Origin of the sequence: Streptomyces sp. NPDC025273, assembly GCF_040638585.1 — a bacterium.
In the GTDB taxonomy this organism is placed as follows: Bacteria; Actinomycetota; Actinomycetes; order Streptomycetales; family Streptomycetaceae; genus Streptomyces; species Streptomyces cinereorectus.
The window spans coordinates 123,932-146,444 of the sequence record NZ_JBEZYP010000007.1 but is presented as its reverse complement, the minus strand read 5'-3'; the positions used below and the strand labels follow the sequence as shown (position 1 = coordinate 146,444).

Below are 22,513 nucleotides of genomic sequence, written 5' to 3'. Positions count from 1 at the left end.
TTCCGGAATCGGTTGGCGGTTCGCAGGGTGAACGGTGCTTCGCGCGGTGAGGATGGACGCATGGGATTCCATGTCGATTCCGAGGCCGGGCGGCTGCGCCGCGTCATCCTGCACCGCCCCGATCTGGAGCTGAAGCGGCTCACCCCCAGCAACAAGGACGCGCTCCTGTTCGATGACGTGCTGTGGGTGCGGCGCGCCAGGGAGGAGCACGACGGTTTCGCCGATGTGCTGCGCGACCGGGGTGTGGAGGTCCACCTCTTCGGCGATCTGCTCCGGGAGTCCCTCGACATCCCGGTGGCGCGGCGGCTTGTCCTCGACCGGGTCTTCGAGGAGAAGGAGTACGGCCCGCTCGCCACCGAGCATCTGCGCGCCGCCTTCGAGGAACTGTCCATCGCCGAGCTGACCGAGGCGCTGGTCGGCGGGATGACCAAGCGGGAGTTCCTGGAGCGGCACGCCGAGCCGACCTCCGTCCGCTTCCATGTCATGGACCTGGACGACTTCCTCCTCAACCCGCTGCCCAACCACCTCTTCACCCGTGACACCTCGGCCTGGATCTACGACGGGGTGTCGATCAACGCGATGCGCTGGCCGGCCAGGCAGCGCGAGACCGTGCACTTCGAGGCGATCTACCGGCACCACCCGCTGTTCACCGGCCCCGAGGCGGGCGTCTTCCACCACTGGTCGGAAGGGCAGCACGACTACCCGTCGACCATCGAGGGCGGTGACGTCCTCGTCATCGGCCGGGGTGCCGTCCTGATCGGGATGAGCGAACGCACCACCCCGCAGGCCGTGGAGATGCTGGCCAGGGGCCTCTTCGACGCCGGGTCGGCCCGGACGATCGTGGCGCTCGACATGCCCAAGCGCCGTGCCTTCATGCACCTCGACACGGTGATGACGATGATCGACGGCGACACGTTCACCCAGTACGCCGGTCTCGGAATGCTCCGGTCCTACACGATCGAGCCCGGCAGCGGCCCCCGCGAGCTGAAGGTCACCGACCATCCGCCCGAGCACATGCACCGGGCCATCGCCGCCGCGCTCGGCCTCGACGCGATCCGGGTCCTCACCGCCACCCAGGACGTCCACGCCGCCGAACGCGAGCAGTGGGACGACGGCTGCAACGTGCTGGCCGTGGAGCCCGGCGTCGTGGTGGCGTACGAGCGCAACGCCACCACCAACACCCATCTGCGCAAGCAGGGCATCGAGGTCATAGAGATCCGCGGCAGCGAGCTGGGCCGGGGACGGGGAGGTCCGCGCTGCATGAGCTGTCCGGTGGTGCGCGATCCGGTGTGAGCGCCCGCGGTGACCTCCCGGTGACCATTCGGTGACTCCGACCGTCTGTATAGCGATGCAGGGTCTCGTATAGACTTCCAGGGACATTGCACGCATGCCCGCAGCCCGACCCAGGAGCAGTCACCATGGCCATAGACCTCGTAGGCCGCCACTTCCTCAAGGAGCTGGACTTCACGGCCGAGGAGTTCCGCGGCCTGATCGCTCTGGCCGCCGAGCTCAAGGCCGCGAAGAAGGCGGGCGAGGAGGTGCGGCGGCTGACCGGCAAGAACATCGCCCTGATCTTCGAGAAGACCTCGACCCGCACCCGCTGCGCCTTCGAGGTGGCCGCCGCGGACCAGGGGGCGTCCACGACGTACCTCGATCCCTCCGGCTCCCAGATGGGACACAAGGAGTCGGTGAAGGACACCGCGCGGGTGCTCGGCCGGATGTTCGACGGCATCGAGTACCGGGGCGACAGTCAGCGGGCCGTCGAGGAGCTGGCGGCTTACGGCGGGGTCCCCGTCTTCAACGGACTCACGGACGACTGGCACCCGACCCAGATGCTCGCCGATGTCCTCACGATGACCGAGCACAGCGCGAAACCGCTGGAGGAGGTCACCTTCGCCTACCTCGGCGACGCCCGGTTCAACATGGGCAACTCCTACCTGATCACGGGTGCGCTGCTCGGCATGGACGTCCGGATCGTCGCGCCGACGGCCTACTGGCCGGCGCGGGAGGTCGTGGACCGGGCCCACCGGCTCGCGGAGTCGAGCGGCGCGCGCATCACGCTCACCGAGGACATCGCCGAGGGCGTCCTGGGCGCCGACTTCGTCGCCACCGACGTCTGGGTCTCCATGGGGGAGCCCAAGGAGGTGTGGGACGAGCGCATCACCGCCCTCGCGGGTTACGCCGTGACCATGGACGTCCTGCGGGCCACCGGCAACGACGACGTGAAGTTCCTGCACTGCCTCCCGGCCTTCCACGACCTCGGCACGAAGGTGGGCCGCGACATCCACGCGCGGCACGGGCTGACGGCGCTGGAGGTCACCGACGAGGTCTTCGAGTCCGCGCACTCGGTGGTCTTCGACGAGGCGGAGAACCGGATGCACACCATCAAGGCCGTCCTTGTGGCGACCATGGCCGGGTAGCGGGCAGATCGCAGCGGATTGCGCCTATGGGGTGTACATGCGCGCTCCTGGCTATGATGAGGCCACTTGGTGGGGTTCGGGCTCGCATGCCCGAACCCCGTTCTCATGCGCGCCCCCTCACCGGCGCAGGCCGCGCCCTTCCCACGGGCGGGACCGCACCCTCGGGCCCGAGTCCCCCACAGGCTCCCCCGCTCGCTCCACCAGAGAAGAGAACGTCCCCCCATGAGTCCGGCCCCCCACGCCCCTGCGAGCCCGTCACGCGCGAACCGGGCGCGCATCAAGAGCCCCGACCTGCTGGTCGCCGAATCCGGCGCCGACCTGGAAGGGCACGGCCTGCGGCGCACCATGGGGCTGTTCCAGCTCGTCTGTTTCGGCGTGGGTGCGATCGTCGGTACCGGCATCTTCGTGGGCCTGTCCGACAGCGTCGCCGAGGCGGGACCCGCCGTGGTGGTCTCCTTCGTCCTCGCCGCGATCACCTGCATCTTCACCGCCTTCTCCTTCGCGGAGCTCGGCGGTGCCATTCCGGTGTCCGGCAGCTCGTACTCCTTCGCCTACGCCACGCTCGGCGAGCGCATCGCGTTCCTCGTGGGATGGTGCCTGTTGCTGGAGTACGGCGTGTCCGTCTCCGCGGTCGCGGTCGGCTGGAGCCAGTACGTCAACGAGCTGCTGAACAGCGTCGTCGGCTGGGAGCTGCCCGCGGCGGTCTCGTCCGGACCCGCCGACGGAGGCTTCATCAACCTGCCGGCGATCGTCGTGATCATGATGGCCGCCACGCTGCTGGTACGCGGGATCAGGGAGAGCGCGGGTGCCACGGCGGCGATGGCCGTCCTGAAGATCGGCATCCTCGTCGCGTTCTGCGCGATCGCCTTCACCGCGTACGAGGACCAGAACCTCTCGCCGTTCGCCACCCAGGGCGTGGCCGGGGTCACCGCCGGTGCCTCGGTGGCGTTCTTCTCGTACATCGGCTTCGACGCCATCACCACCGCGGGCGAGGAGGTCAGGAACCCCCGGCGGAACATCCCCGCCGCGATCATGATCTGCATCGGTATCGTCACACTGCTCTACTGCGCGGTCGCCCTCGGGGCCATCGGCGCCCTGGGCGCGGACGCCGTGTCCGACAAGCCGGCGGCGCTCTCGCTGGTCGTCAACCAGGTCACCGACTCGACCGTCGGCGGCGGAATCATCGCGTTCGGCGCGGTCGTCGCGATCGCCTCCGTGGTGCTCGCGGTGATGTACGGCCAGACCCGGATCCTGATGTCGATGTCCCGCGACGGGCTGATTCCGCGGGTCTTCGAGCGCGTCTCGCCGCGGACCCGTACCCCTGTGGCGAACACCTGGATCGTGGCGGCCCTCTTCGCGCTTCCCGCCGCCTTCTCGTCGCTCGACGTCGTCGTGAACCTGACGACCATCGGGACCCTCGCCATCATGGCGGTCGTGAACATCGCGGTGATCGCGCTGCGCCGCCGCGACCCGGAACTGAAGCGTTCCTTCCGGGTGCCGCTGTACCCGCTCAGCCCGGTGCTGGGCATCGCGTTCTGCGTGTATCTGATGTACGGGACCGGCTGGACGACCTGGGTGCAGTTCGTGGTCTTCCTGGCCGTCGGCGCGCTCGTCTACGCCGGTTACGGGCGCGGCAGGTCGCGGCTGGTCAGCTCTGCGGGGACGGGCCCGGCTGCTCCGGGATCGAGGGCAGGGTGAACCAGACCGCCTTGCCGTGCTCCGTGGTGCGGTGTCCGCACGCGGAGCTGAGGGTGCGGATCAGGAGCAGACCGCGGCCGTGCTCCTGCCAGGGGTCGGGCTCGCTCCCGGGGCCGGGGCGGGACAGGTCGCCGGGCGGGTCCGGGTCGCGATCGTGGACCTCCACCTGGCAGAAGGTCGCCATGAGCTCGACCACCAGCTCGATGGGCTCGGAGCCGTCCGTGTGCTCCACGGCGTTCGCGACCAGTTCGGCGGTGAGGAGCTCGGCGGTATCGCTGTCCGCCCGCGCCTCGATGTCCGCCAGTGCCGTCCGGACGATGGCGCGGGCGATCGGCACCGCGGCCGTGGAGTGCGGCAGGGCGATGCGCCAGGAGGCGGGTACGGGCGGGGGAGCGGGGGCGTCGGGCGGCAAGGTGGGATTTCCGTTCGGGAGCGGGACTTCCTGTACGGGACTCGTGTTCCGGGTCCGCGGTTCCCGGACCGTTGTTCCAGGACCGGTGTCCCGGGACCGCGGTAGCGGGGGGACGGCTGCACCAGGAGTCCCGTATCAGGACTTCCTGCGCCCAACCATACGAAGTGCAGCGCCTCAGACATAGGGTCGGCCGACCGGTGCAAAGGGGACCTTCGCCACATCGGCCCCGCGCACCGCTTATCGCGCTCTCATGACGGAAGTCACGCATGAGTGATAACTTCGAAGCGGATCAGCAGCAGCCCGACGGCTGGAGGGGACCCTTCCATGAGCCCGTTCACCGGCTCCGCCCCGCACACGGAGCGCTGGCAGCACCTGCGCCTGACGATGGACGACGGTGTGGCGACCGTCACCCTCGCCCGCCCCGAGAAGCTCAACGCGCTCACGTTCGGCGCCTACGCCGACCTGCGTGACCTCCTGGCCGAGCTCTCCCGGGAAGGCGCCGTGCGCGCGCTCGTGCTCGCCGGGGAGGGACGCGGATTCTGCTCGGGCGGCGACGTCGACGAGATCATCGGCGCCACGCTCGCGATGGACACCGCGCAGCTCCTGGACTTCAACCGGATGACCGGCCTGGTCGTCCGGGCGCTGCGGGAATGCCCCTTCCCCGTCGTCGCCGCCGTGCACGGGGTCGCCGCGGGGGCCGGAGCCGTGCTCGCCCTCGCCGCGGACTTCCGCGTCGCCGACCCGTCCGCCCGCTTCGCCTTCCTCTTCACCCGGGTCGGCCTCTCCGGCGGCGACATGGGCGCCGCCTACCTGCTGCCCCGTGTCGTCGGCCTCGGCCACGCCACCCGGCTCCTGATGCTCGGCGAACCCGTCCGCGCCCCCGAGGCGGAACGCATCGGGCTGATCAGCGAGCTCGCCGAGGAGGGACGGGCCGACGCGCAGGCCGCGGCGCTCGCCCGCCGGCTGGCCGACGGTCCCGCCCTCGCCCTCGCCCGGACGAAGGCGCTGCTCACCGCCGAGCTCGACATGCCGCTGGCCGCCTCCGTGGAGATGGACGCCGCCACCCAGGCCCTCCTGATGACCGGCGAGGACTACGCCGAATTCCATGCCGCCTTCACCGAGAAACGGCCGCCGAAGTGGCAAGGCCGGTAGCGCGATGCCCTCCTTCGGCCCGGGGCCGGGCACCAGGCGGATCGCGGTCATCGGCGGCGGACCCGGCGGGCTCTACGCCGCGGCCCTCCTCAAGCGGCTCGACCCTCGCCGTGAGGTCACCGTCTGGGAGCGCAACGCACCCGACGACACGTTCGGCTTCGGCGTGGTCCTGTCCGACGAGACACTCGGCGGCATCGAGCACGCCGACCCCGTCGTGTACCGGGCGCTGCGGGACGAGTTCGTCCGCTGGGACACCATCGACGTCGTCCACCGGGGCGCCGTCCAGACCTCGGGCGGCCACGGCTTCGCCGCCCTCGGCCGCCGAAGGCTGCTGCGGATCCTGCACGCGCGCTGTGAATCCCTCGGCGTACGTCTGCGCTTTCGGACCGTGGCCCCGCCCGCCGCCGAGCTCGCCGCCCGCCACGACCTGGTGATTGCCGCCGACGGGGTGCACAGCGCCACCCGCGAGGCCCACGCCGCCGAATTCGGCCCCCGGATCACCACCCACCGCAACCGCTACATCTGGCTCGCCGCTGATTTCGCGTTCGACGCCTTCCGCTTCGAGACCGCCGAGACCGAGCACGGCGTGATGCAGCTGCACGCCTACCCTTTCTCGCCCGGCGCCTCCACCGTCATCGTCGAGGCGCGCGAAGAGGTCTGGCGGGCGGCCGGACTCGACACTTGCGACACCGCCGAGGCCATCGAACGCTGCGCCGAGGTCTTCGCGGGCGCCCTCGGCGGCCGTCCGCTGCGCTCCAACAACTCCTGCTGGCTCACCTTCGCCACGGTCACCAACTCCCGCTGGTCGCACGGCAACACGGTCCTCATCGGCGACGCCGCCCACACCGCCCACTTCTCCATCGGCTCCGGCACCAAGCTCGCCGTCGAGGACGCCCTCGCGCTGGCCGCCTGCATCGAGGAACAGCCCGACCTGCCCACTGCCCTCGCCGCGTACGAGGAGGAGCGCCGCCCGGTCGTCCTGTCCACCCAGCGTGCGGCGGCGGCGAGCCTGCGCTGGTTCGAGGATCTTCCGCAGTACGTGGACCAGCCGCCCCGGAGGTTCGCGTTCAACCTCCTCACCCGCAGCCGCCGTGTCACCCACGGCAATCTCCGGCTGCGCGACCCCGGCTTCACCGGGGCCGTCGAGCAGGACTTCGGCTGCCCTCCGGGCACTCCGCCGATGTTCACGCCGCTGAGGCTGCGCGGCCTCGAACTGCGCAACCGCGTCGTCGTCTCGCCCATGGACATGTACTCCGCAGCCGACGGGATGCCGGGCGACTTCCACCTCGTCCACCTCGGCGCCCGCGCACTGGGCGGTGCCGGTCTCACCATGACCGAGATGGTGTGCGTGAGCCCCGAAGGCCGCATCACCCCCGGCTGCGCCGGCCTGTGGACCGACGGACAGGAAGCGGCCTGGACCAGGATCACCCGCTTTGTCCACGACTCCGCCCCCGGCGCGGCGATCGGCGTCCAGCTCGGCCACTCCGGCCGCAAGGGCTCCACGAGACTGATGTGGGACGGCATCGACCAGCCGCTGGACGAGGGTAACTGGCCCGTGGGCGCCGCCTCCGCGGTCCCGTACGTGCCGGGGGTCAGCCAGATCCCGTACGCCCTGGACCGGGGCGGGCTCGACGCCGTCCGCGCGCAGTTCACCGACGCCGCCCGCCGGGCGGCCCGCTGCGGATTCGACCTCCTCGAACTGCACTGCGCGCACGGCTATCTGCTCTCCGGTTTCCTCTCCCCGCTCACCAACCGGCGCACCGACGCCTACGGCGGACCGCTGGAGAACCGCCTCCGCTTCCCCCTGGAGGTCTTCGACGCGGTCCGCGAGGTCTGGCCCGAGGACCGGCCCATGACCGTCCGGATCTCCGCGACCGACTGGGCCGAGGGCGGCACGAGCCCCGAGGACGCCCTCGGGACCGCCCGCGCCTTCGCCGCACACGGCGCCGACGCCATCGACGTCTCCACCGGCCAGGTCGTCCCGGACGAACGCCCCGAGTACGGCCGCTCCTACCAGACCCCGTACGCCGACCGGATCCGCAACGCCCTGGGCATCCCCGTCATCGCGGTCGGCGCCATCTCCTCCTGGGACGACGTCAATTCGCTGCTCCTCGCCGGCCGCGCCGACCTCTGCGCCCTGGCCCGCCCCCACCTGTACGACCCGCACTGGACCCTGCACGCCGCCGCCGAACAGGGCTACGAGGGTCCGGGCGCCCCTTGGCCCCTCCCGTACCGCGCGGGCAGCCGCACCCCGCCGACGGGCCGCACCGACGCGCCCAGGCCCCGGCTCACCCTGGGCTGAGCGTCAGACACTCATGGCAGCGGCAGGGCAGCGGATGAGGCGCGCCCCACGAGGTGGTGCGGTACTGGGCCGCCAGCCGTCCGAGCAGGGCGGCCAGTTCGTCCGCGTCCTCCCGGCCCGACAGGCAGCCGCCCACGCCGGCCTCGTCGCACAGCCGCAGCACGGTCGGGCTGTGGACCGGCACGGCGCGGAAGGTGTGCAGGTTGCGCGTCGCCATGTCGATCGTGATGTACGTGCCCGTGTGGCGTCCTCGCCCGATCGTGGTCAGCTGCTCGTGGGCCGTTCCCGGATACGTCGCGATCACATGCACCTTCGAGCCGCCCCGATAGGACTTGGTGCCCGGCCGCAGCTCCTGTCCGCCGTCCCCGTACCGCCGCCACCGCACCACGTTCGCGGCCACGAGCCAGACCTGCCCCCGGGGCGCATCCCCGTCCCCGTCCGTCACTTGGGGCTCCGCGGTGATGAACAGCCGGTCGGATACCGGCTCGTAACCGATGCGCCGGTACACGCCGTTGCTCGTCGGGTTCGCGAGGTCGGCGAACAGCAGCACCTCCCGCACGCCCGCCGCCCGCGCCGCCCGGCTCACCTCGGCGGTCACCGCCGCCGCGTACCCCCGCCCCCGGTGCTCCGGCGGTGTGTAGACGGTCGCCACCCGGACCGTGCCCGCGATCCGGCGGGAGACCCCGGCCATCGACACGGGCGCCCCCGCGTCCTCCCAGAGCGTCAGCCCGCCGTCCGTCGTCCGCTCGTCGACGAGCCGCCCGGCATGCGTGCCGGGCTGGCCGACCTGTCCGGCGAACGCCCGATGCCAGTCCACCAACAGGGTCCGGTCGGCGCCTGTCGCGGCACGGGGCCGACCGGTGGGGGCCGGCGAAGGTGGGGTCAACTCGCCCAGACGGTACAGCCGTTGCTCCTGCTCGACGCGATGGCCGGGCCAGTGCGCGGCTAGGGCGACGGCCGTGGCGCGGTCCGCGTCGACCCCGCTCATCGGGAGGACCTCGATCAGCGGGGCGACCGCCTCCGGGGCCACCGTGCCCAGCAGCGGCGGATACGGCGGAGTCCGCACCAGCGTCCCCGCGACCTCGCCGCCGTCCCCGCGCCACCAGCCGAGCACCGGGGTGCCCTCGCCGTACGCGTGCGGGCCGCCGCGCCGCAGCGTCTCGGTGACGGTCAGCACCAGGGTGTTCTCGACGGGCCGCGCGGCCAGTGAGGCCCCGGCCGCGTCCAGGAAAACATCGACGTCATCGGTGAAGGTCCAGGTCATGCCTCATCGTGCCGGTTCGACCGGCCGGCGGGCATCCGGGTTTCATCAGGTGGCCCGCGGGTGAACGAACAGCGCCCCGGCGTCCCGCAGCCGGGTGTGCAGCAGGCCGAACACCTCCGCCGAACGGGCCCCCGGCCAGTCCTTCGGCAGCAGTTCCTCGGGCAGCCCAGGATCCGCGTACGGCAGCCGCCGCCAGGAATCCAGTGCCGGGAGGTAGTCCCGGTACGCCTCCTCCGGATCCGGCACCGTCCCGGCCGGCCGTGCCTCCCAGGACCGCAGCACGGGTTCCCGCTGCGCCAGGAAGTCCAGATGGAGCCGGGCGACCGCGTCCAGGTCCCACCAGCGCGCCACGGACTCCCGCGTCGCGGCGAAGCCGAGGTGCTCCCCGCGGAACAGCTCGACGTACGGGGCGAGTTCCAGCCGCTCCAGGGTGTGCCGGGTCTCCTCGTAGAGCCCGGCAGGGGCGATCCACACCCCGGGCGCCGCCGTGCCGAAGCCGAGGCGGCCGAGCCGGGACCGCAGCAGGTGCCGCTTGTGGCGCTCGGCCTCCGGCACGGAGAACACGGCGAGCACCCAGCCGTCCTGGAGCCGGGGTGCCGGATGCCGGTAGATCCGCCGGTCGCCGTCGTCCAGCAGCTGACGGGCGTCGGGCGACAGCGCGTACCCGGCCGCGCCGTCCGCCGTCCGGGCGGGCACCAGCAGCTCGCGGCGCTTGAGCCGGGAGACGGAGGAGCGCACGGACGGGGCGTCGACGCCGACGGCCTGCAGCAGCCGGATCAGCTCGGACACCGCCAGGGGCGCGTTGCCCGGGGAACGCCCGTACGCGCCGTAGAGGGTGACGATCAGGGAACGGGGGGTGTGCTCGGCCACGCGATCACTCTAGAGCGCCCGTGCCGCGCAGCCGGAAGCGCTGGAGCTTCCCGGTCGCCGTCCGGGGGAGCGCGGGCAGGAATACGAAGAGGCGCGGGCACTTGTGCGGAGCCAGCTCGGACTTCATGTACCCGCGCAGGGCGTCGGCGGACCGCTCGGCGCCCGGGCGGAGCACCACGTACGCCGCCACGATCTGGCCACGCAGCTCGTCCTCCCTGCCCACCACGGCCGCCTCCACCACGTCGGGGTGGCGCAGGAGCGCCTCCTCGACCTCGGGGCCGGCGATGTTGTAACCGGACGAGATGATCATGTCGTCGGCGCGGGCGACGTAGCGGAAGTATCCGTCGGCCTCACGGACGTACGTGTCGCCGGTGATGTTCCAGCCGTGGCGCACGTAGGTGCGCTGGCGATCGTCGGCGAGGTAGCGGCAGCCGACCGGGCCGCGCACCGCCAGCAGGCCGGGTTCACCGTCGGGCAGCTCCTCGCCGGCGTCGTCCACCACCCGTGCCCGCCAGCCCGGTACGGGGATGCCGGTCGTGCCCGGGCGGATGGCGTCGTCGGCCGCCGAGATGAAGATGTGCAGCAGTTCGGTGGCGCCGATGCCGTTGATGATGCGCAGACCCGTCCGCTCGTACCAGGAGTGCCAGGTCGCGGCGGGCAGGTTCTCCCCGGCCGAGACGCAGCGCCGCAGGGCGGAGAGGTCGTGGCCGTCGAGGGCGTCGAGCATCAGGCGGTACGCGGTCGGCGCGGTGAACAGCACCGAGACCCGGTGGGCGGCGAGGGCGGACAGCAGCTGTCCGGGCCCGGCCTGTTCCAGCAGCAGCGCCGAGGCGCCGGCCCGCAGCGGGAAGATCAGCAGACCGCCGAGGCCGAACGTGAAGCCCAGCGGCGGACTGCCCGTGAACACGTCCTCCGGGACCGGCCGCAGGATGTGGCGGGCGAAGGTGTCGGCGACGGCCAGTACGTCGCGGTGGACGTGCGCGCAGCCCTTGGGCCGTCCGGTGGTGCCCGAGGTGAAGGCGATGAGCGCGACGTCGTCGGCGGCGGTGTCCACCGCCGGGTACGGCCCCGGCCGGGCCGCGGCGAGCGTCGTCAGGTCGTCGGGGGAGCCGCCGCCGTACGGGGTGATCCGCAGTCCGGGCACCCGCGCCCTCTCCAGGTCGTCGACGGACCTGAGGTCGCACAGCGCGTGGCCGACCCGGGCGAGCGAGCAGACCGTGGCGAGCTCCGCCGGCCGCTGCTGGGCCAGCACCGTCACGGCGACCGCACCCGCTTTCATCACCGCGAGCCAACAGGCGGCGAGCCAGGGGGTGGTGGGGCCGCGCAGCAGGACCCGGTTGCCGGGGACGACACCCAGATCGGTGGTCAGCACGTGGGCGATCCGGTCCACCCGGTCCCGCAGCTCCCCGTAGCTCCAGACGCCGCCGTCGGCGGTGCGGAAGGCGGGGCGGTCGGCGCCGAGCCGGTCGGCGGTCCGGTCGAGGAGCTCGTAACCGCAGTTCAGACGGTCCGGATACCGCAGCTCGGGCAGGTCGAAGACCAGCTCGGGCCACTGGCCGGCGGGTGGGAGATGGTCGCGCGCGAACGTGTCGGTGTGCGCACTCGCGGTATCTGACGGCTTCATGAAGCAACGCCCCCTTGTCGCCCTTGGAGCGTATCGTTTGGGTGACGGTAGTCAACGGTCCGCGATAAGTCCGCAACGAGTCAGCGATACGTCGCGACAAGAGAGGCGCCGGTATGACGGCATTCTCGCTCGAACCCGGTCAGACCGCCTGGTGTGACGAGCTGTACGCACTTGCCCGGGAGCAACTGCGCCCGCTGGCGGAGAAGGGTGCCCCCGGCCGGGTCGACCGCCCGCTGCTCGCCGCACTCGGCGAGCACGGCCTGCTGGACCGGATGCTGCGCTCCGGTGCGCTGGACCTGTGCCTGCTGCGCGAATCGCTGGCGCGCGGCTGCACCGAGGCAGAGACGGCACTCGCCCTGCAGGGCCTGGGCACGTACCCCGTCGTCCAGGCGGGCACCCCGGCCCAGCGCGGACGCTGGCTTCCCGAGGTGCGCGCGGGCCGCGCCGTCGCCGCGTTCGCACTCAGCGAGCCGGGCGCCGGGTCGGACGCGGCGGCCCTCACCCTCGCCGCCCGCCGCACCCCGGACGGCTGGCGGCTGACCGGCGAGAAGTGCTGGATCTCCAACGCCCCGGAGGCCGACTTCTACACCGTCTTCGCCCGCACGACCGAAGGCGCCGGAGCCCGCGGCGTCACCGCCTTCCTCGTCCCCGCCGACCGCCCGGGGCTCAGCGGCACGGCCCTGGACATGCTCTCCCCGCACCCCATCGGCACCCTGGACTTCGACGGCGTACCCGTCACCGCGCAGGACGTCCTCGGGGAGACGGACCGGGGCTTCCGGGTCGCCATGGACACCCTGAACCTCTTCCGGCCCAGCGTCGGCGCGTTCGCCGTGGGCATGGCGCGCGCCGCCCTCGACGCCACCCTGGAGCACACGGCGCACCGCACCGCGTTCGGTGGCCCGCTCAAGGATCTGCAGGCCGTCTCCCACCAGGTCGCCGAGATGGCCACCCGCACCGAGGCCGCCCGCCTCCTGGTGTACGCCGCCGCCGCGGCCCACGACGCGGGCGAGCCCGGCGTGCCCGGGCGCGCCGCCATGGCCAAGCTGTACGCCACCGAGACCGCCCAGTACGTCGTCGACGCGGCCGTCCAGCTGCACGGCGCACGCGCGCTGCGCCGCGGCCATCTGCTCGAGCACCTCTACCGCGAGGTCCGCGCGCCCCGGATCTACGAGGGCGCCACCGAGGTACAGCGCACCATCATCGCCAAGGAGCTGTACGCGACCCAGGAGACGACCGCATGAACCCCATCATCCGGATCAACCCCACCGAACTCGCCCCGCCCGCCGGCTTCTCGCACGCCGTGACCGCGACCGGCGGCCGGCTGGTCTTCCTGGCCGGCCAGACGGCCCTGGACGGGGACGGGAAGGTCGTCGGCGCCACCCTGCCCGAGCAGTTCGAGACGGCGCTCGGTAATCTGCTCACCGCCCTGCGCGCGGCGGGCGGCGCCCCGGCGGCCCTGGCCCGGGTCACCGTGTACGCCACCGATGTGGCCGACTACCGCGCCCACGCCCCCGAACTGGGCGAGATCTGGCGCCGGCTCGCGGGGCGCGAGTACCCGGCGATGGCGGTGATCGGAGCGGCCCGGCTCTGGGACGAGCAGGCCATGGTCGAGCTCGACGGCATCGCGGTGCTCGACTGAGAAACGGCTCGACGGGGGCGCGGTGCGGCGTGACGCGGCCGGGGCGGCCGGTCCGTCCGGGGAGCGGGGCTGTCCGCCACGACATGGGTGTCGAGCCGGTCCGCCCGTGACGCGCGCGAGCGCAGGGGATGCCGGCCGGTGACCGGTCAAGACCGATGAGAAGTCGGACACATGGATCCGGGGAACGGCGCAGGCCGATCCGCTCGAGTAGCGGCCGGCCTGCTCCGGGGTCAGCCTGGAGGGGCAGGTATCCAGCACCGGCCCGCAGAGGGAGGGACCGCGGTGACCAGCGAACCGCCCCCGCACCCCGCGACCAGGTCGTACGAGGGTGACGGCATCACCGTGAGCTACGACGCGCACCGCTGCCTCCATGCCGCGGAGTGCGTCCACGGGCTGCCGGACGTCTTCCAGGTGGGACGCAGGCCGTGGATCATGCCCCGGAACGCCCCGGCCGACGACGTGGCCGACGTCATCCACCGCTGCCCGAGCGGGGCGCTCCGCTACCACCGCACCGACGGGATGGCCGACGAGGTCCCCGACCTGCCGACGCATGTCTCCCTGCACGCCGACGGGGTCGTCCATGTGCGCGGGGACCTGGAGGTGGCCACGCCGGAAGGCCCTCGCCAGGAGACCCGGGTGATGGTCTGCGGTTGCGGCAGGACCGGGAACGTGCCGTTCTGCGACCACAGCGGAGCCTGCGCCCGCCACGTGTGAACCGGCTCATCGGCGACCCGGCCCCGTCGGGTCCGAACCGGCGGGAAACAGCGGCCGGAGGGGCGCGCGGCGCGCCGGACGGGTGAACGGGGCCGGGCGATATATCTGTATTCGGTGCCCTTCGTTCCGGATGCCCCCGCGTGATCGCGCTCATCGTCTGCCACTTCGCCCTGGCGGCCTGCGCGCGTCCGCTGGTGCGGCGTCTCGGCCGGCACGCCTTCCTCGTGCTCGCGCTGCCTCCCGCGGCCGCCACCGTCTGGGCGGCGACGCAGTGGAGCACCGCAGCGGCCGGACGGGCGGTCACCTGGACCTGGGAGTGGATCCCGGCGTACGACGTGGGGGTGGGCCTGCGGCTGGACGCGCTCGCCGAACTGATGGTGCTGCTCGCGGCCGGCGTGGGCACGCTCGTCCTGCTGTACTGCGCCTCCTACTTCACGGACGACTCCCCGCAACTGGCCTCGTTCGCCGGGAATCTGCTGGCCTTCGCCGGTGCGATGCTCGCCCTGGTCCTCGCGGACGACCTCATCTCCCTCTACGTGTTCTGGGAACTGACCACGGTCTTCTCCTACCTGCTGATCGGTCACGCCAGCGAACGGAAACAGAACCGCCGCTCCGCCCTCCAGGCCCTCACCGTCACCACGCTCGGCGGCCTCGCCATGCTGGTCGGCTTCCTGATCCTCGGTCAGGCGGCCGGCACCTACCGGATCTCCGCGATCGTCGCCGACCCACCGGAGGCGACCCTCGCCGTGTCGGTGGCCGTCGTCCTCGTCCTGTGCGGCGCGCTGGCGAAATCCGCGATCTGGCCGTTCAGCCTCTGGCTGCCCAACGCCATGGCCGCCCCCACCCCCGTCAGCGCCTATCTGCACGCCGCGGCCATGGTCAAGGCCGGCGTCTACCTGGTGGCGCGGCTCGCCCCCGCCTTCGCCGACGTCCCCGTCTGGCGGCCCGTCGTCCTCGTGCTGGGCGCCGCGACCATGCTGCTCGGCGGCTGGCGGGCGCTGCGCCTCAACGACCTGAAACTCGTCCTCGCCTACGGCACCGTCAGCCAGCTCGGCTTCCTCGTCGTCCTCGCCGGGGCGGGCACCCGGGACGCCGCGCTCGCCGCCGCCGCGATGATCCTGGGCCACGCACTGTTCAAGGCCGCGCTGTTCCTCGTCACCGGGATCGTCGACCGTGCGACCGGCACCCGTGATCTGCGCAGGCTGTCCGGCGTCGGCCGCGCGCTGCCGTACGTCTGCACGGTCGCCGTGCTCGCGGCGGCCTCCATGGCCGCGCTGCCGCCGCTCCTCGGCTTCGCCGCCAAGGAGGCGGCCTTCCACGCCCTGCAGCACGGCGACACCTCGGACCGCTGGGTGCTGGCCGCGACCGTCGTCGGCTCCGTGCTCACCGTGGCGTACACCCTCCGCTTCGTGTGGGGAGCGTTCTTCCGCAAGCCCGGCGTCGCGGACACCCCCGTGCGCCGTGTCGGCGCCCTCTTCCCGGCCCCGCCCGCGCTGCTCGCCGTGGCCGGTCTGGTCCTCGGCCCCGGGGCCGGGTGGACGGACCGGCTGTTCGCCGCGTACGCCGACGCCTTCCCGGCGCCCGCCCACCCCTACCACCTGGCACTCTGGCACGGCTTCGGAACGGTCCTGCTCCTGTCCGCCCTCACCTGGGCGGGCGGCGCCGTGCTCTTCACGGCGCGCACCACCGTCACCCGGATCTCCCGGCGGGTCGCCTGGCCGACCGCCGACAGCGTCTTCGGCCATCTCCTGCTCGGCCTGGAACGTCTCGCCCTCCAGATCACCGGATTCGTCCAGCGCGGCTCCCTGTCCGTGTACCTGGCCACCACCCTGCTGGTGATGCTGGTCGGACAGCTGGCGGTCCTGATCACCGACCGTCCCTGGGAAGGAGCGGTCGCCCCTCGGGTTTGGGACACCCCGCTCCAGGGCGCCGTGGCCGTGCTGACCTGCGCGGCGGCCCTGCTCTGCCTGACCGTCAGCCGCCGGATGAAGGCCGTCGTCCTGGCGGGACTCACCGGGTACGGCGCCGCGCTGCTCTTCGTCGTCCAGGGCGCGCCCGATCTGGCACTCACCCAGTTCTGCGTCGAGACCGTGTCGATGATCGTGTTCGTCCTGGTGCTGCGCCGTATGCCGGTGCGCTTCCAGGAGTCGGTCAGCTCCTGGCGGCGCGCGATCCGCGTACCCGTGGCGCTCGGCGCCGCGGCCACACTCGGCGTGGTCGTGTGGGTGGCGGGCGCCGCGCGCGTCGCGGCCCCGGCGGGCGCCGCGATGGTCGAGGAGGTCGCCCACGACGGGCTCAAGGACGTGGTGGCCACCATCCTCGTCGACCTGCGCGCCTGGGACACGATGGGGGAGTCCGCCGTGCTCGCCGCCGCCGCGGTCGGCGTGACCAGCCTCATCTACCTGCACCGCCGCAGCGAAGGACCCATGACGCGGGAGGAACTGCGTGGTGCCACCGCCTGGTCACTGACCACCCGCGGGCTGACCGGACTCCCGCAGGGCGACGACACCGCCCCCGAACGCGACTGGCTGGCCGCCGGTTCGACCCTCGCGCCCGAACACCGGTCCGTGGTCTTCGAGGTGGTGGCCCGGCTCGTCTTCCACCCGATCCTCGTCCTCTCCCTGTATCTCCTGTTCTGCGCGGAGAACATGCCGGGCGGCGGCTTCGTCGGCGGACTCGTCGCCGGTCTCGCCTTCATCACCCGTTACCTGGCGGGCGGCCGGTTCGAACTCGCGGAGGCCGCCCCGCTGCAGCCCGGCCTCTTCACCGGGCTCGGCCTGTTCCTGTCCACCGGGGTCGCCCTCTTCGGCCTCGCGGAGGGCACGGTGCTCCACGCGTGGACGTACCAGGGCCGCCTGCCCGTGTTCGGCGACTACCACCTGGCGACGCCGGTCCTCTTCGACTCCGGGATCTACCTGCTGGTCCTCGGCGTGGTCCTGGACATCGTCCGGGCACTGGGAGCCAAGGTCGACCGGCAGATCGAACGGGCGGCGGGCGCGCTCGCCCCCGCCCCCGGCACCGGGGCGGAGGGCCCCGGCCGATGACGGTCAGCGTCTCGCTCCTCGCCACGGCCGTGGTCCTCTGCGCGGTCGGCGGCATCCTCATGCTGACCCGGCCGCTCACCCGCATCCTGCTCGGCGCGGTGATCGCCGGGAACGGCATCAACCTGCTGGTGCTCTGCGCCACCGGCTCCGCGGGAGCGGCACCGCTCCTCTACGGCGTACCGCTGCGCCGGGTCACCGACCCGCTGCCGCAGGCCATCGCACTGACCGCCCTCGTCATCACCCTCGCCACCACCGCGTTCCTGCTGGCCATGGCCTACCGCAGCCACCAGCTGACCGGCACGGACGAGGTCCACGACGACCTGGAGGACCGGCGCATCGTGCTGCGGGCCGAGGTGCTGGGGGAGTGGGCGGAACTGCGCGAGGAGTACCGGACGGAGTCCGGCCGCACCCCCGAGGAACGGGCCCGCTACCGCCAGGAGCGCCACCGGCTGCGCGCCCGGCTGCGCGCCGACCGCGCACTCCAGGCCCGGGGCCGGGACGCCGGCGGCGACCTGTGGCACGACGTGCTGGGAGCCGACCCGGAGGACTACCCGGGCGACGCCGGACCCGGAACCCACGGCCAGGACCCCGACCGAGGAGCCGCCCGATGAACGCGCTCGTTCCGCTGCCGGTGCTGCTGCCGCTCTGCGCCACCGGGCTGAGCCTCGCCATCGGCACCCGGCTCGCCCGCGTCCAGCGCGTCATCAGCGTCGCCGTGCTGAGCGCCGTACTCGGGCTCTCGGTCGTCCTCATGGTCGTGTCCGACCGAGAAGGCCCGCTGTCCGTGCACCTGGGCGACTTCGCCCCGCCGCTCGGCATCACCCTGGTCGCCGACCGGCTGTCGGGGCTGATGCTCACCGTCTCCTCGGCCGTCACCCTCGCCGTCCTGGTCTACTCGCTCGGCCAGGGCATGGCCGACCGGGACAAGGAGACACCCGTCGCGGTGTTCCACCCCGCCTACCTCATCCTGGTGGCCGGGGTGTCGTGCACCTTCCTCGCCGGCGACCTCGTGAACCTCTACGTCGGCTTCGAGATCATGCTGGTCGCCAGCTTCGTCCTGCTCACCCTCGGCGGCACCGGCCCCCGGATCCGGGCCGGCTCCACGTACGTGATCATCTCGCTGTTCTCCTCGATGCTGTTCCTGACCGCCATCGCCATGACCTACGCCGCCACCGGTACGGTCAACTTCGCCCAGCTGGCGGTCCGGCTGCCCGAACTCCCGCTCGGCGTACAGACCCTGATCCAGGCGATGCTGCTCACCGTCTTCGCCATCAAGGCCGCCGTCTTCCCCCTCGCCGCCTGGCTCCCCGACTCCTACCCGACAGCCCCCGCCCCCGTCACCGCCGTCTTCGCCGGCCTGCTGACGAAGGTCGGCATCTACTGCATGCTGCGCACGGAGACCCTGCTCTTCCCCGGCAACCGGCTCGGTGACCTGCTGATGGCCGCCGCGCTCGCCTCGATGGTCGTGGGCATCCTCGGCGCGGTCGCGCAGACCGACCTGAAGCGACTGCTGTCCTTCACCCTCATCAGCCACATCGGCTACATGGTCTTCGGGATCGGCCTCGCCACCCGGGACGCCTACGGCGGCGCGATCTTCTACGTCGCCCACCACATCACCGTCCAGACCACGCTGTTCCTCGTCGCGGGACTCATGGAACGCCGGGGCGGCACCAACGAGCTCACCCGGCTCGGCGGACTGGCCAAAGCCGCCCCGCTGCTCGCGGTCCTCTTCTTCGTCCCCGCGATGAACCTCGCCGGGATCCCCCCGCTGTCCGGCTTCATCGGGAAGCTCGGCCTCATGCGGGCCGGTGTCGCCGACGGCGGGGTCTGGGCCTGGATCCTCGTCGCGGGTGCGACCGTGACCAGCCTGCTCACGCTGTACGTGATGGCCAAGGTGTGGAACCTGGCCTTCTGGCGCGCCGAACCCCCGGACCAGGCCGCCTTCGGCACGGTCCTGGAGTCCGCCGACGAGAGTGAGGACGACGTCGACACCGGCCCCGACCGGATCCCCGGGACCGGTGACGAACGGGTCTCCGGCGCCCCCGGACCGGCAGGGCGGGCCGTCGCGGCAACCCTCCACGGACAGGCCGTCACCACCACGACCCGGCCGCCCGGGGCGATGACCGCGGCCACCGCGGGGGCCGTCGCGTTCGGTCTCGCCTTCACCGTGCTGGCCGGACCCCTGGCCGCGTACACCGACCGTTCGGCCGCCGAACTCATCGCGCGGACCCCCTATGTGGAGGAGGTGCTCGGCCGGTGAGGCGCTTCGTCACCCTGTTCTTCCGCGACCCCGACCTGCCGCCCTTCAGCTACGTGTTCCCCGGCCGCCGGGGCCGCGTGCTGGACCTGCCGCTGATCGCCTGGCTCACCCTGGTCTGGGTGCTGCTGTGGTCCACCCTGACCTGGGCCAACGTCGTCACCGGCGTGGTCGTCGCGGTGGTCGTCTGCCTGGCGTTCCCGCTGCCGAAGGTCGACCTCGGGCTGCGGTTCCACCCGTGGGGCATCCTGGTCTTCGCCGGGTACCTCCTCTACGACATGTACACCTCGGGCGTGAAGGTCACCCGGCAGATCTTCGCCGGACGTCCGCACCGGCCCGCCGTCATCGGCGTACCGCTGCGCTGCCGCAGCGACCTGATGCTCGCCGCCACCGCCGTCGCCGTGTCCAACGTGCCCGGGGGATCCGTCATCGAGGTGCGCCGGGCCACCGGCACGCTCTTCCTGCACGTACTCGACGCGGACCGGCCGGAGACGCTGGAGGCCGCCCGGCGTTCCGTGTGGCGGCTGGAGGCCCTGACGGTACGGGCGTTCGGGACCAGGGACGAGATCGACCGGGTGTCCGCCCCGCCGCCCCGGACCGAGCCGCCCGGCGAAGGGAGGGACAGGGCATGAGCGGCCCCGAGACCGTCGACCGTGTGCTGCTGACCGCCGCCGTGGTGGTCCTCGTCGTCGCGGGTGCGCTGCTGCTCGTCCGGATCTGGCGCGGTCCCTCCATGCTGGACCGGGCGATCGCACTCGATGTCTGCGCCGCCCTGATCATCGGGGGTCTCGGCGCCAGGTCGGCGCTCGCCCTGGATTCGTTCTACTTCCCGGTCATGCTGGTCCTGGCCTTCCTCGGATTCACCGGATCGGTGGGCATCGCCCGCTTCATCGCCGTACGCGACCGGCCGCCGGCCCGCCGGCCGCCCGCCGGGAAGGAGAAGCCGCGATGAACGTCCTGCTGCAGATCAGCGACACGGCCGGTGCCGCCCTGGTGTTCGCGGGCGCGGTGATCTGTCTGCTCGGCGCGATCGGCATGCTGCGGCTGCCCGACGTCCTGTCGCGGAGCCACGCCGCGACCAAGCCGCAGACCCTCGGCCTGCTGCTGGTGCTGGCCGGGGTCGCGCTGCGCCTGCGCGGCGGCATGGATCTGGCGACGCTGGCCCTCGTCGGGTTCTTCCAGCTGCTGACCAGCCCGGTGGCGTCCCATCTGGTGGCACGGTCGGCCTACCGGACCGGTCAGGTCGTGCACGGCGAACTGCTCTTCGACGACCTCGACGAACAGCTCACGGAGTCCGGGCCCGAGCCGGGCCCCGAGCAGGTCTGACGCTGCTCAGGCTCCCGGCAGCCGGTCCAGGAACCCGCTCACCGAGCTGATCCGGCCGTCCCCGGCCAGGGTGATCACATCGAACCCGGCCACCGGGGCCGAGCCGTCGGCCCGCGAGACCAGGTCCCAGGTGAAGCGGGCCAGGCCGTGGTGCGCGTCCGGCTTCCCGGTGGGCACGAAGTCGAAGCCCGGGAACTGCTCCCGCGCGCCGCCGATCACCGCGGCCAGCTCCTCGTGGCCCCGTACCTCGGCCAGCGGGTCGGTGTACGTGGCGTCCTCGGTGAAGGCGGCGGCCACCGCCTTCGCACGCTCCTCGGCGGTGTCCGCGTTCCAGGCGGCGAAGTAGCGCTGGACGGCGTCCTCGTGAACGGTCATGGTCGGTTCCTTCCGGGGTCCGCCGCCACGGTGGTCCGTGGCGACAGGAACAGCCTGTCCCGGGGGCCGGCGGTACGTCGATTACCTGCCAGGTCATGCGGCCGTCGGACCGGCCGCACCCTTGCCCGTCACCGCATGTCTGCCATGATGCACCGGACGGTTCGGCCGGGCGCTGGGGGGCGTATGGAAAGCACGGGTACGGTGCTGCGCGAATTGCGCGGCGCACAGAAGTCGTCCAAGGGTGTCTCGCTGTACTCGCGGTACGTGAACCGGCCGGCCGGACGCCTGCTGGCGGCGGGTGCCTACCGCGCCCGACTGGCGCCCAACCACGTCACGCTGATCAGCGCCGCGTTCACCATCTCCGCCCTCGCGGCCGTGGCGCTCGCCGAACCCGCCTGGTGGCTCGGCGTCTGCGTGTACGCCGGTCTGGCCGTCGGCTTCGCCTTCGACTCGGCGGACGGGCAGCTCGCCCGGCTGACGGGGCGGGGCGGGCCGGACGGTGAGTGGCTCGACCATGTCGTGGACTGCGCCAAGATGATCCTCGTCCACACCGCCGTACTGATCTCCTTCTACCGCTTCACCGAACTGCCCTCCGAGGCATGGCTGTTGCTTCCGCTCGGATTCCTGTTCACCGCCGTGCTCACCTTCTGCGCCGGCCTCCTGCGGGAGCAGCTCGGCAAGGCGGCGGCCCGTACCGCACCCGCGTCCGTCGGCGGCACCACGGCCCCGGTGTCCCGGACACGGGCCGTGGCGCTGCTGCCCGCGGACTACGGGGTGTTCTGCCTGGTCTTCCTGCTGCTCGGCGCACCCGCGGTGTTCCGGGCCGGATACGCCCTGCTCGCCGCCGTGCACGCCCTGTTCCTCGTGGCCTTCCTGGCCAAGTGGTTCAGGGAGCTGAGAGCGCTCCGGGCCGGCTGACGAGCACATCCAGTGCCCGGCGCAGCTGGGTGCTGGACGTGTGCACCGTGTACGGGAAGTAGACGACCTCCACGCCCACCTCGGCGAAGTCGCGCTCCAGGCGCTGCCCCTTCTCGGTGCCCCGCCAGTCGTCGCCCTTGAAGATGACGTCGAAGCGCACCTGCTGCCATGTCTCGACCTTGTCCGGAACGGTCTCCACGAACGCCGCGTCCACGAAACGCACGCTCCGCACGATCTCCAGACGTTCGGTCAGCGGAATCACCGGCTTGTGGCCCTTGGCGAGCGCGGCCATCTCGTCGGAGACGACCCCGGCGACCAGGTAGTCGCACTGGCTGCGGGCATGCCGCAGGATGTTCAGGTGGCCGACGTGGAACAGGTCGTACACCCCCGGTGCGTAACCGACCCTGTGCTGCACCATCCGTTCTCTCCCCCCACGGTGGAACTGGTCCAACGACCTTACTGTGAAGAACACTTGTGCAAGCCGTGAACGGATAAGCT

The 22,513-nt window shown here is 72.2% G+C and carries 20 protein-coding genes and 1 pseudogene; 15 read left to right on the top strand and 6 right to left on the bottom strand.

The genetic code is table 11. The features are described 5' to 3' along the window. Nucleotides 1-60 precede the first annotated feature (60 nt). From AB0F38_RS14550 to AB0F38_RS14540, 3 genes are all read left to right on the top strand, one after another. Nucleotides 61-1,293, top strand: a complete 1,233-nt coding sequence (locus AB0F38_RS14550; RefSeq protein ID WP_361891857.1) for an arginine deiminase — start codon at nt 61-63, stop codon at nt 1,291-1,293. Nucleotides 1,294-1,418: 125 nt separating this feature from the next. Next, nucleotides 1,419-2,420, top strand: coding sequence for an ornithine carbamoyltransferase (gene argF, locus AB0F38_RS14545; protein WP_361891855.1), 1,002 nt, complete (start codon nt 1,419-1,421; stop codon nt 2,418-2,420). A 222-nt stretch (nt 2,421-2,642) separates the two neighbouring features. After that, a complete protein-coding gene (locus tag AB0F38_RS14540; protein ID WP_361891852.1) occupies nt 2,643-4,118 on the top strand; it encodes an amino acid permease in 1,476 nt (491 codons plus the stop codon). Here AB0F38_RS14540 and AB0F38_RS14535 read toward each other — a convergent pair. Next, nucleotides 4,069-4,530 (bottom strand): ATP-binding protein, encoded by a 462-nt coding sequence (locus tag AB0F38_RS14535; RefSeq protein WP_361891849.1) that lies wholly within the window; start codon nt 4,528-4,530, stop codon nt 4,069-4,071. The genes AB0F38_RS14540 and AB0F38_RS14535 overlap by 50 nt on opposite strands. Before the next feature lie 324 nt (nt 4,531-4,854). On the opposite strand from AB0F38_RS14535, the gene AB0F38_RS14530 reads away from it, so the two are divergent. Together AB0F38_RS14530 and AB0F38_RS14525 are read left to right on the top strand one after the other, a co-directional pair. Then, nucleotides 4,855-5,682, top strand: coding sequence for an enoyl-CoA hydratase family protein (locus AB0F38_RS14530; protein WP_361891847.1), 828 nt, complete (start codon nt 4,855-4,857; stop codon nt 5,680-5,682). A gap of 4 nt (nt 5,683-5,686) precedes the next feature. Then, entirely contained in the window at nt 5,687-7,984 is a 2,298-nt protein-coding gene (locus tag AB0F38_RS14525) for a bifunctional salicylyl-CoA 5-hydroxylase/oxidoreductase (RefSeq protein ID WP_361891844.1), read from the top strand. A 448-nt stretch (nt 7,985-8,432) separates the two neighbouring features. Here AB0F38_RS14525 and AB0F38_RS14520 read toward each other — a convergent pair. The 3 genes and pseudogenes from AB0F38_RS14520 to AB0F38_RS14510 form a co-directional block, all read right to left on the bottom strand. After that, nucleotides 8,433-9,248, bottom strand: a pseudogene (locus AB0F38_RS14520) (GNAT family N-acetyltransferase); the annotation flags it as partial. Nucleotides 9,249-9,293: 45 nt separating this feature from the next. Then, nucleotides 9,294-10,118, bottom strand: coding sequence for a PaaX family transcriptional regulator C-terminal domain-containing protein (locus AB0F38_RS14515; protein ID WP_361891841.1), 825 nt, complete (start codon nt 10,116-10,118; stop codon nt 9,294-9,296). A 4-nt stretch (nt 10,119-10,122) separates the two neighbouring features. Beyond that, entirely contained in the window at nt 10,123-11,742 is a 1,620-nt protein-coding gene (locus tag AB0F38_RS14510; RefSeq protein WP_361891838.1) for an AMP-binding protein, read from the bottom strand. Between the two features lie 113 nt (nt 11,743-11,855). Here AB0F38_RS14510 and AB0F38_RS14505 point away from each other — a divergent pair, with 113 nt between their 5' ends. The 9 genes from AB0F38_RS14505 (at nt 11,856) to mnhG (ending at nt 20,722) form a co-directional block, all read left to right on the top strand. Next, nucleotides 11,856-12,983: an acyl-CoA dehydrogenase gene (locus AB0F38_RS14505; RefSeq protein WP_361891836.1), complete on the top strand. Its 1,128-nt coding sequence runs from the start codon at nt 11,856-11,858 to the stop codon at nt 12,981-12,983. Then, the gene (locus AB0F38_RS14500) at nt 12,980-13,381 is read left to right on the top strand and encodes a RidA family protein (protein ID WP_361891833.1); all 402 of its coding nucleotides are present in this window, start codon (nt 12,980-12,982) and stop codon (nt 13,379-13,381) included. Before AB0F38_RS14505 ends, AB0F38_RS14500 begins: the two co-directional genes overlap by 4 nt. Before the next feature lie 282 nt (nt 13,382-13,663). Then, a complete protein-coding gene (locus AB0F38_RS14495) occupies nt 13,664-14,095 on the top strand; it encodes a (4Fe-4S)-binding protein (RefSeq protein ID WP_361891831.1) in 432 nt (143 codons plus the stop codon). Between the two features lie 140 nt (nt 14,096-14,235). Beyond that, nucleotides 14,236-17,139, top strand: coding sequence for a Na+/H+ antiporter subunit A (locus tag AB0F38_RS14490; RefSeq protein ID WP_361891828.1), 2,904 nt, complete (start codon nt 14,236-14,238; stop codon nt 17,137-17,139). Next, a complete protein-coding gene (locus tag AB0F38_RS14485) occupies nt 17,136-17,750 on the top strand; it encodes a Na(+)/H(+) antiporter subunit C (RefSeq protein WP_361891826.1) in 615 nt (204 codons plus the stop codon). Before AB0F38_RS14490 ends, AB0F38_RS14485 begins: the two co-directional genes overlap by 4 nt. Beyond that, nucleotides 17,747-19,399, top strand: a complete 1,653-nt coding sequence (locus AB0F38_RS14480; protein WP_361891823.1) for a Na+/H+ antiporter subunit D — start codon at nt 17,747-17,749, stop codon at nt 19,397-19,399. Before AB0F38_RS14485 ends, AB0F38_RS14480 begins: the two co-directional genes overlap by 4 nt. Beyond that, a complete protein-coding gene (locus tag AB0F38_RS14475) occupies nt 19,396-20,028 on the top strand; it encodes a Na+/H+ antiporter subunit E (RefSeq protein WP_361891820.1) in 633 nt (210 codons plus the stop codon). Before AB0F38_RS14480 ends, AB0F38_RS14475 begins: the two co-directional genes overlap by 4 nt. Next, nucleotides 20,025-20,348, top strand: a complete 324-nt coding sequence (locus AB0F38_RS14470) for a monovalent cation/H+ antiporter complex subunit F (protein WP_361891817.1) — start codon at nt 20,025-20,027, stop codon at nt 20,346-20,348. Before AB0F38_RS14475 ends, AB0F38_RS14470 begins: the two co-directional genes overlap by 4 nt. Continuing rightward, nucleotides 20,345-20,722 carry a monovalent cation/H(+) antiporter subunit G gene (mnhG, locus tag AB0F38_RS14465; RefSeq protein ID WP_361891814.1) on the top strand — a complete coding sequence of 126 codons (378 nt, stop codon included), beginning with the start codon at nt 20,345-20,347 and terminating at the stop codon, nt 20,720-20,722. Before AB0F38_RS14470 ends, mnhG begins: the two co-directional genes overlap by 4 nt. 6 nt (nt 20,723-20,728) lie before the next feature. On the opposite strand, the gene AB0F38_RS14460 is transcribed toward mnhG, so the two are convergent. Beyond that, complete coding sequence (locus tag AB0F38_RS14460; RefSeq protein ID WP_361891811.1) at nt 20,729-21,097, bottom strand: nuclear transport factor 2 family protein; 369 nt, start codon at nt 21,095-21,097, stop codon at nt 20,729-20,731. Between the two features lie 183 nt (nt 21,098-21,280). Between AB0F38_RS14460 and AB0F38_RS14455 the strand changes: the two genes are divergently transcribed. Beyond that, on the top strand, nt 21,281-22,015 hold the full coding sequence (locus tag AB0F38_RS14455; RefSeq protein WP_361891808.1) for a CDP-alcohol phosphatidyltransferase family protein: 735 nt from the start codon (nt 21,281-21,283) through the stop codon (nt 22,013-22,015). On the opposite strand, the gene AB0F38_RS14450 is transcribed toward AB0F38_RS14455, so the two are convergent. After that, nucleotides 21,984-22,433, bottom strand: coding sequence for an adenylyltransferase/cytidyltransferase family protein (locus tag AB0F38_RS14450; RefSeq protein ID WP_361891805.1), 450 nt, complete (start codon nt 22,431-22,433; stop codon nt 21,984-21,986). The genes AB0F38_RS14455 and AB0F38_RS14450 overlap by 32 nt on opposite strands. Nucleotides 22,434-22,513 lie beyond the last annotated feature (80 nt).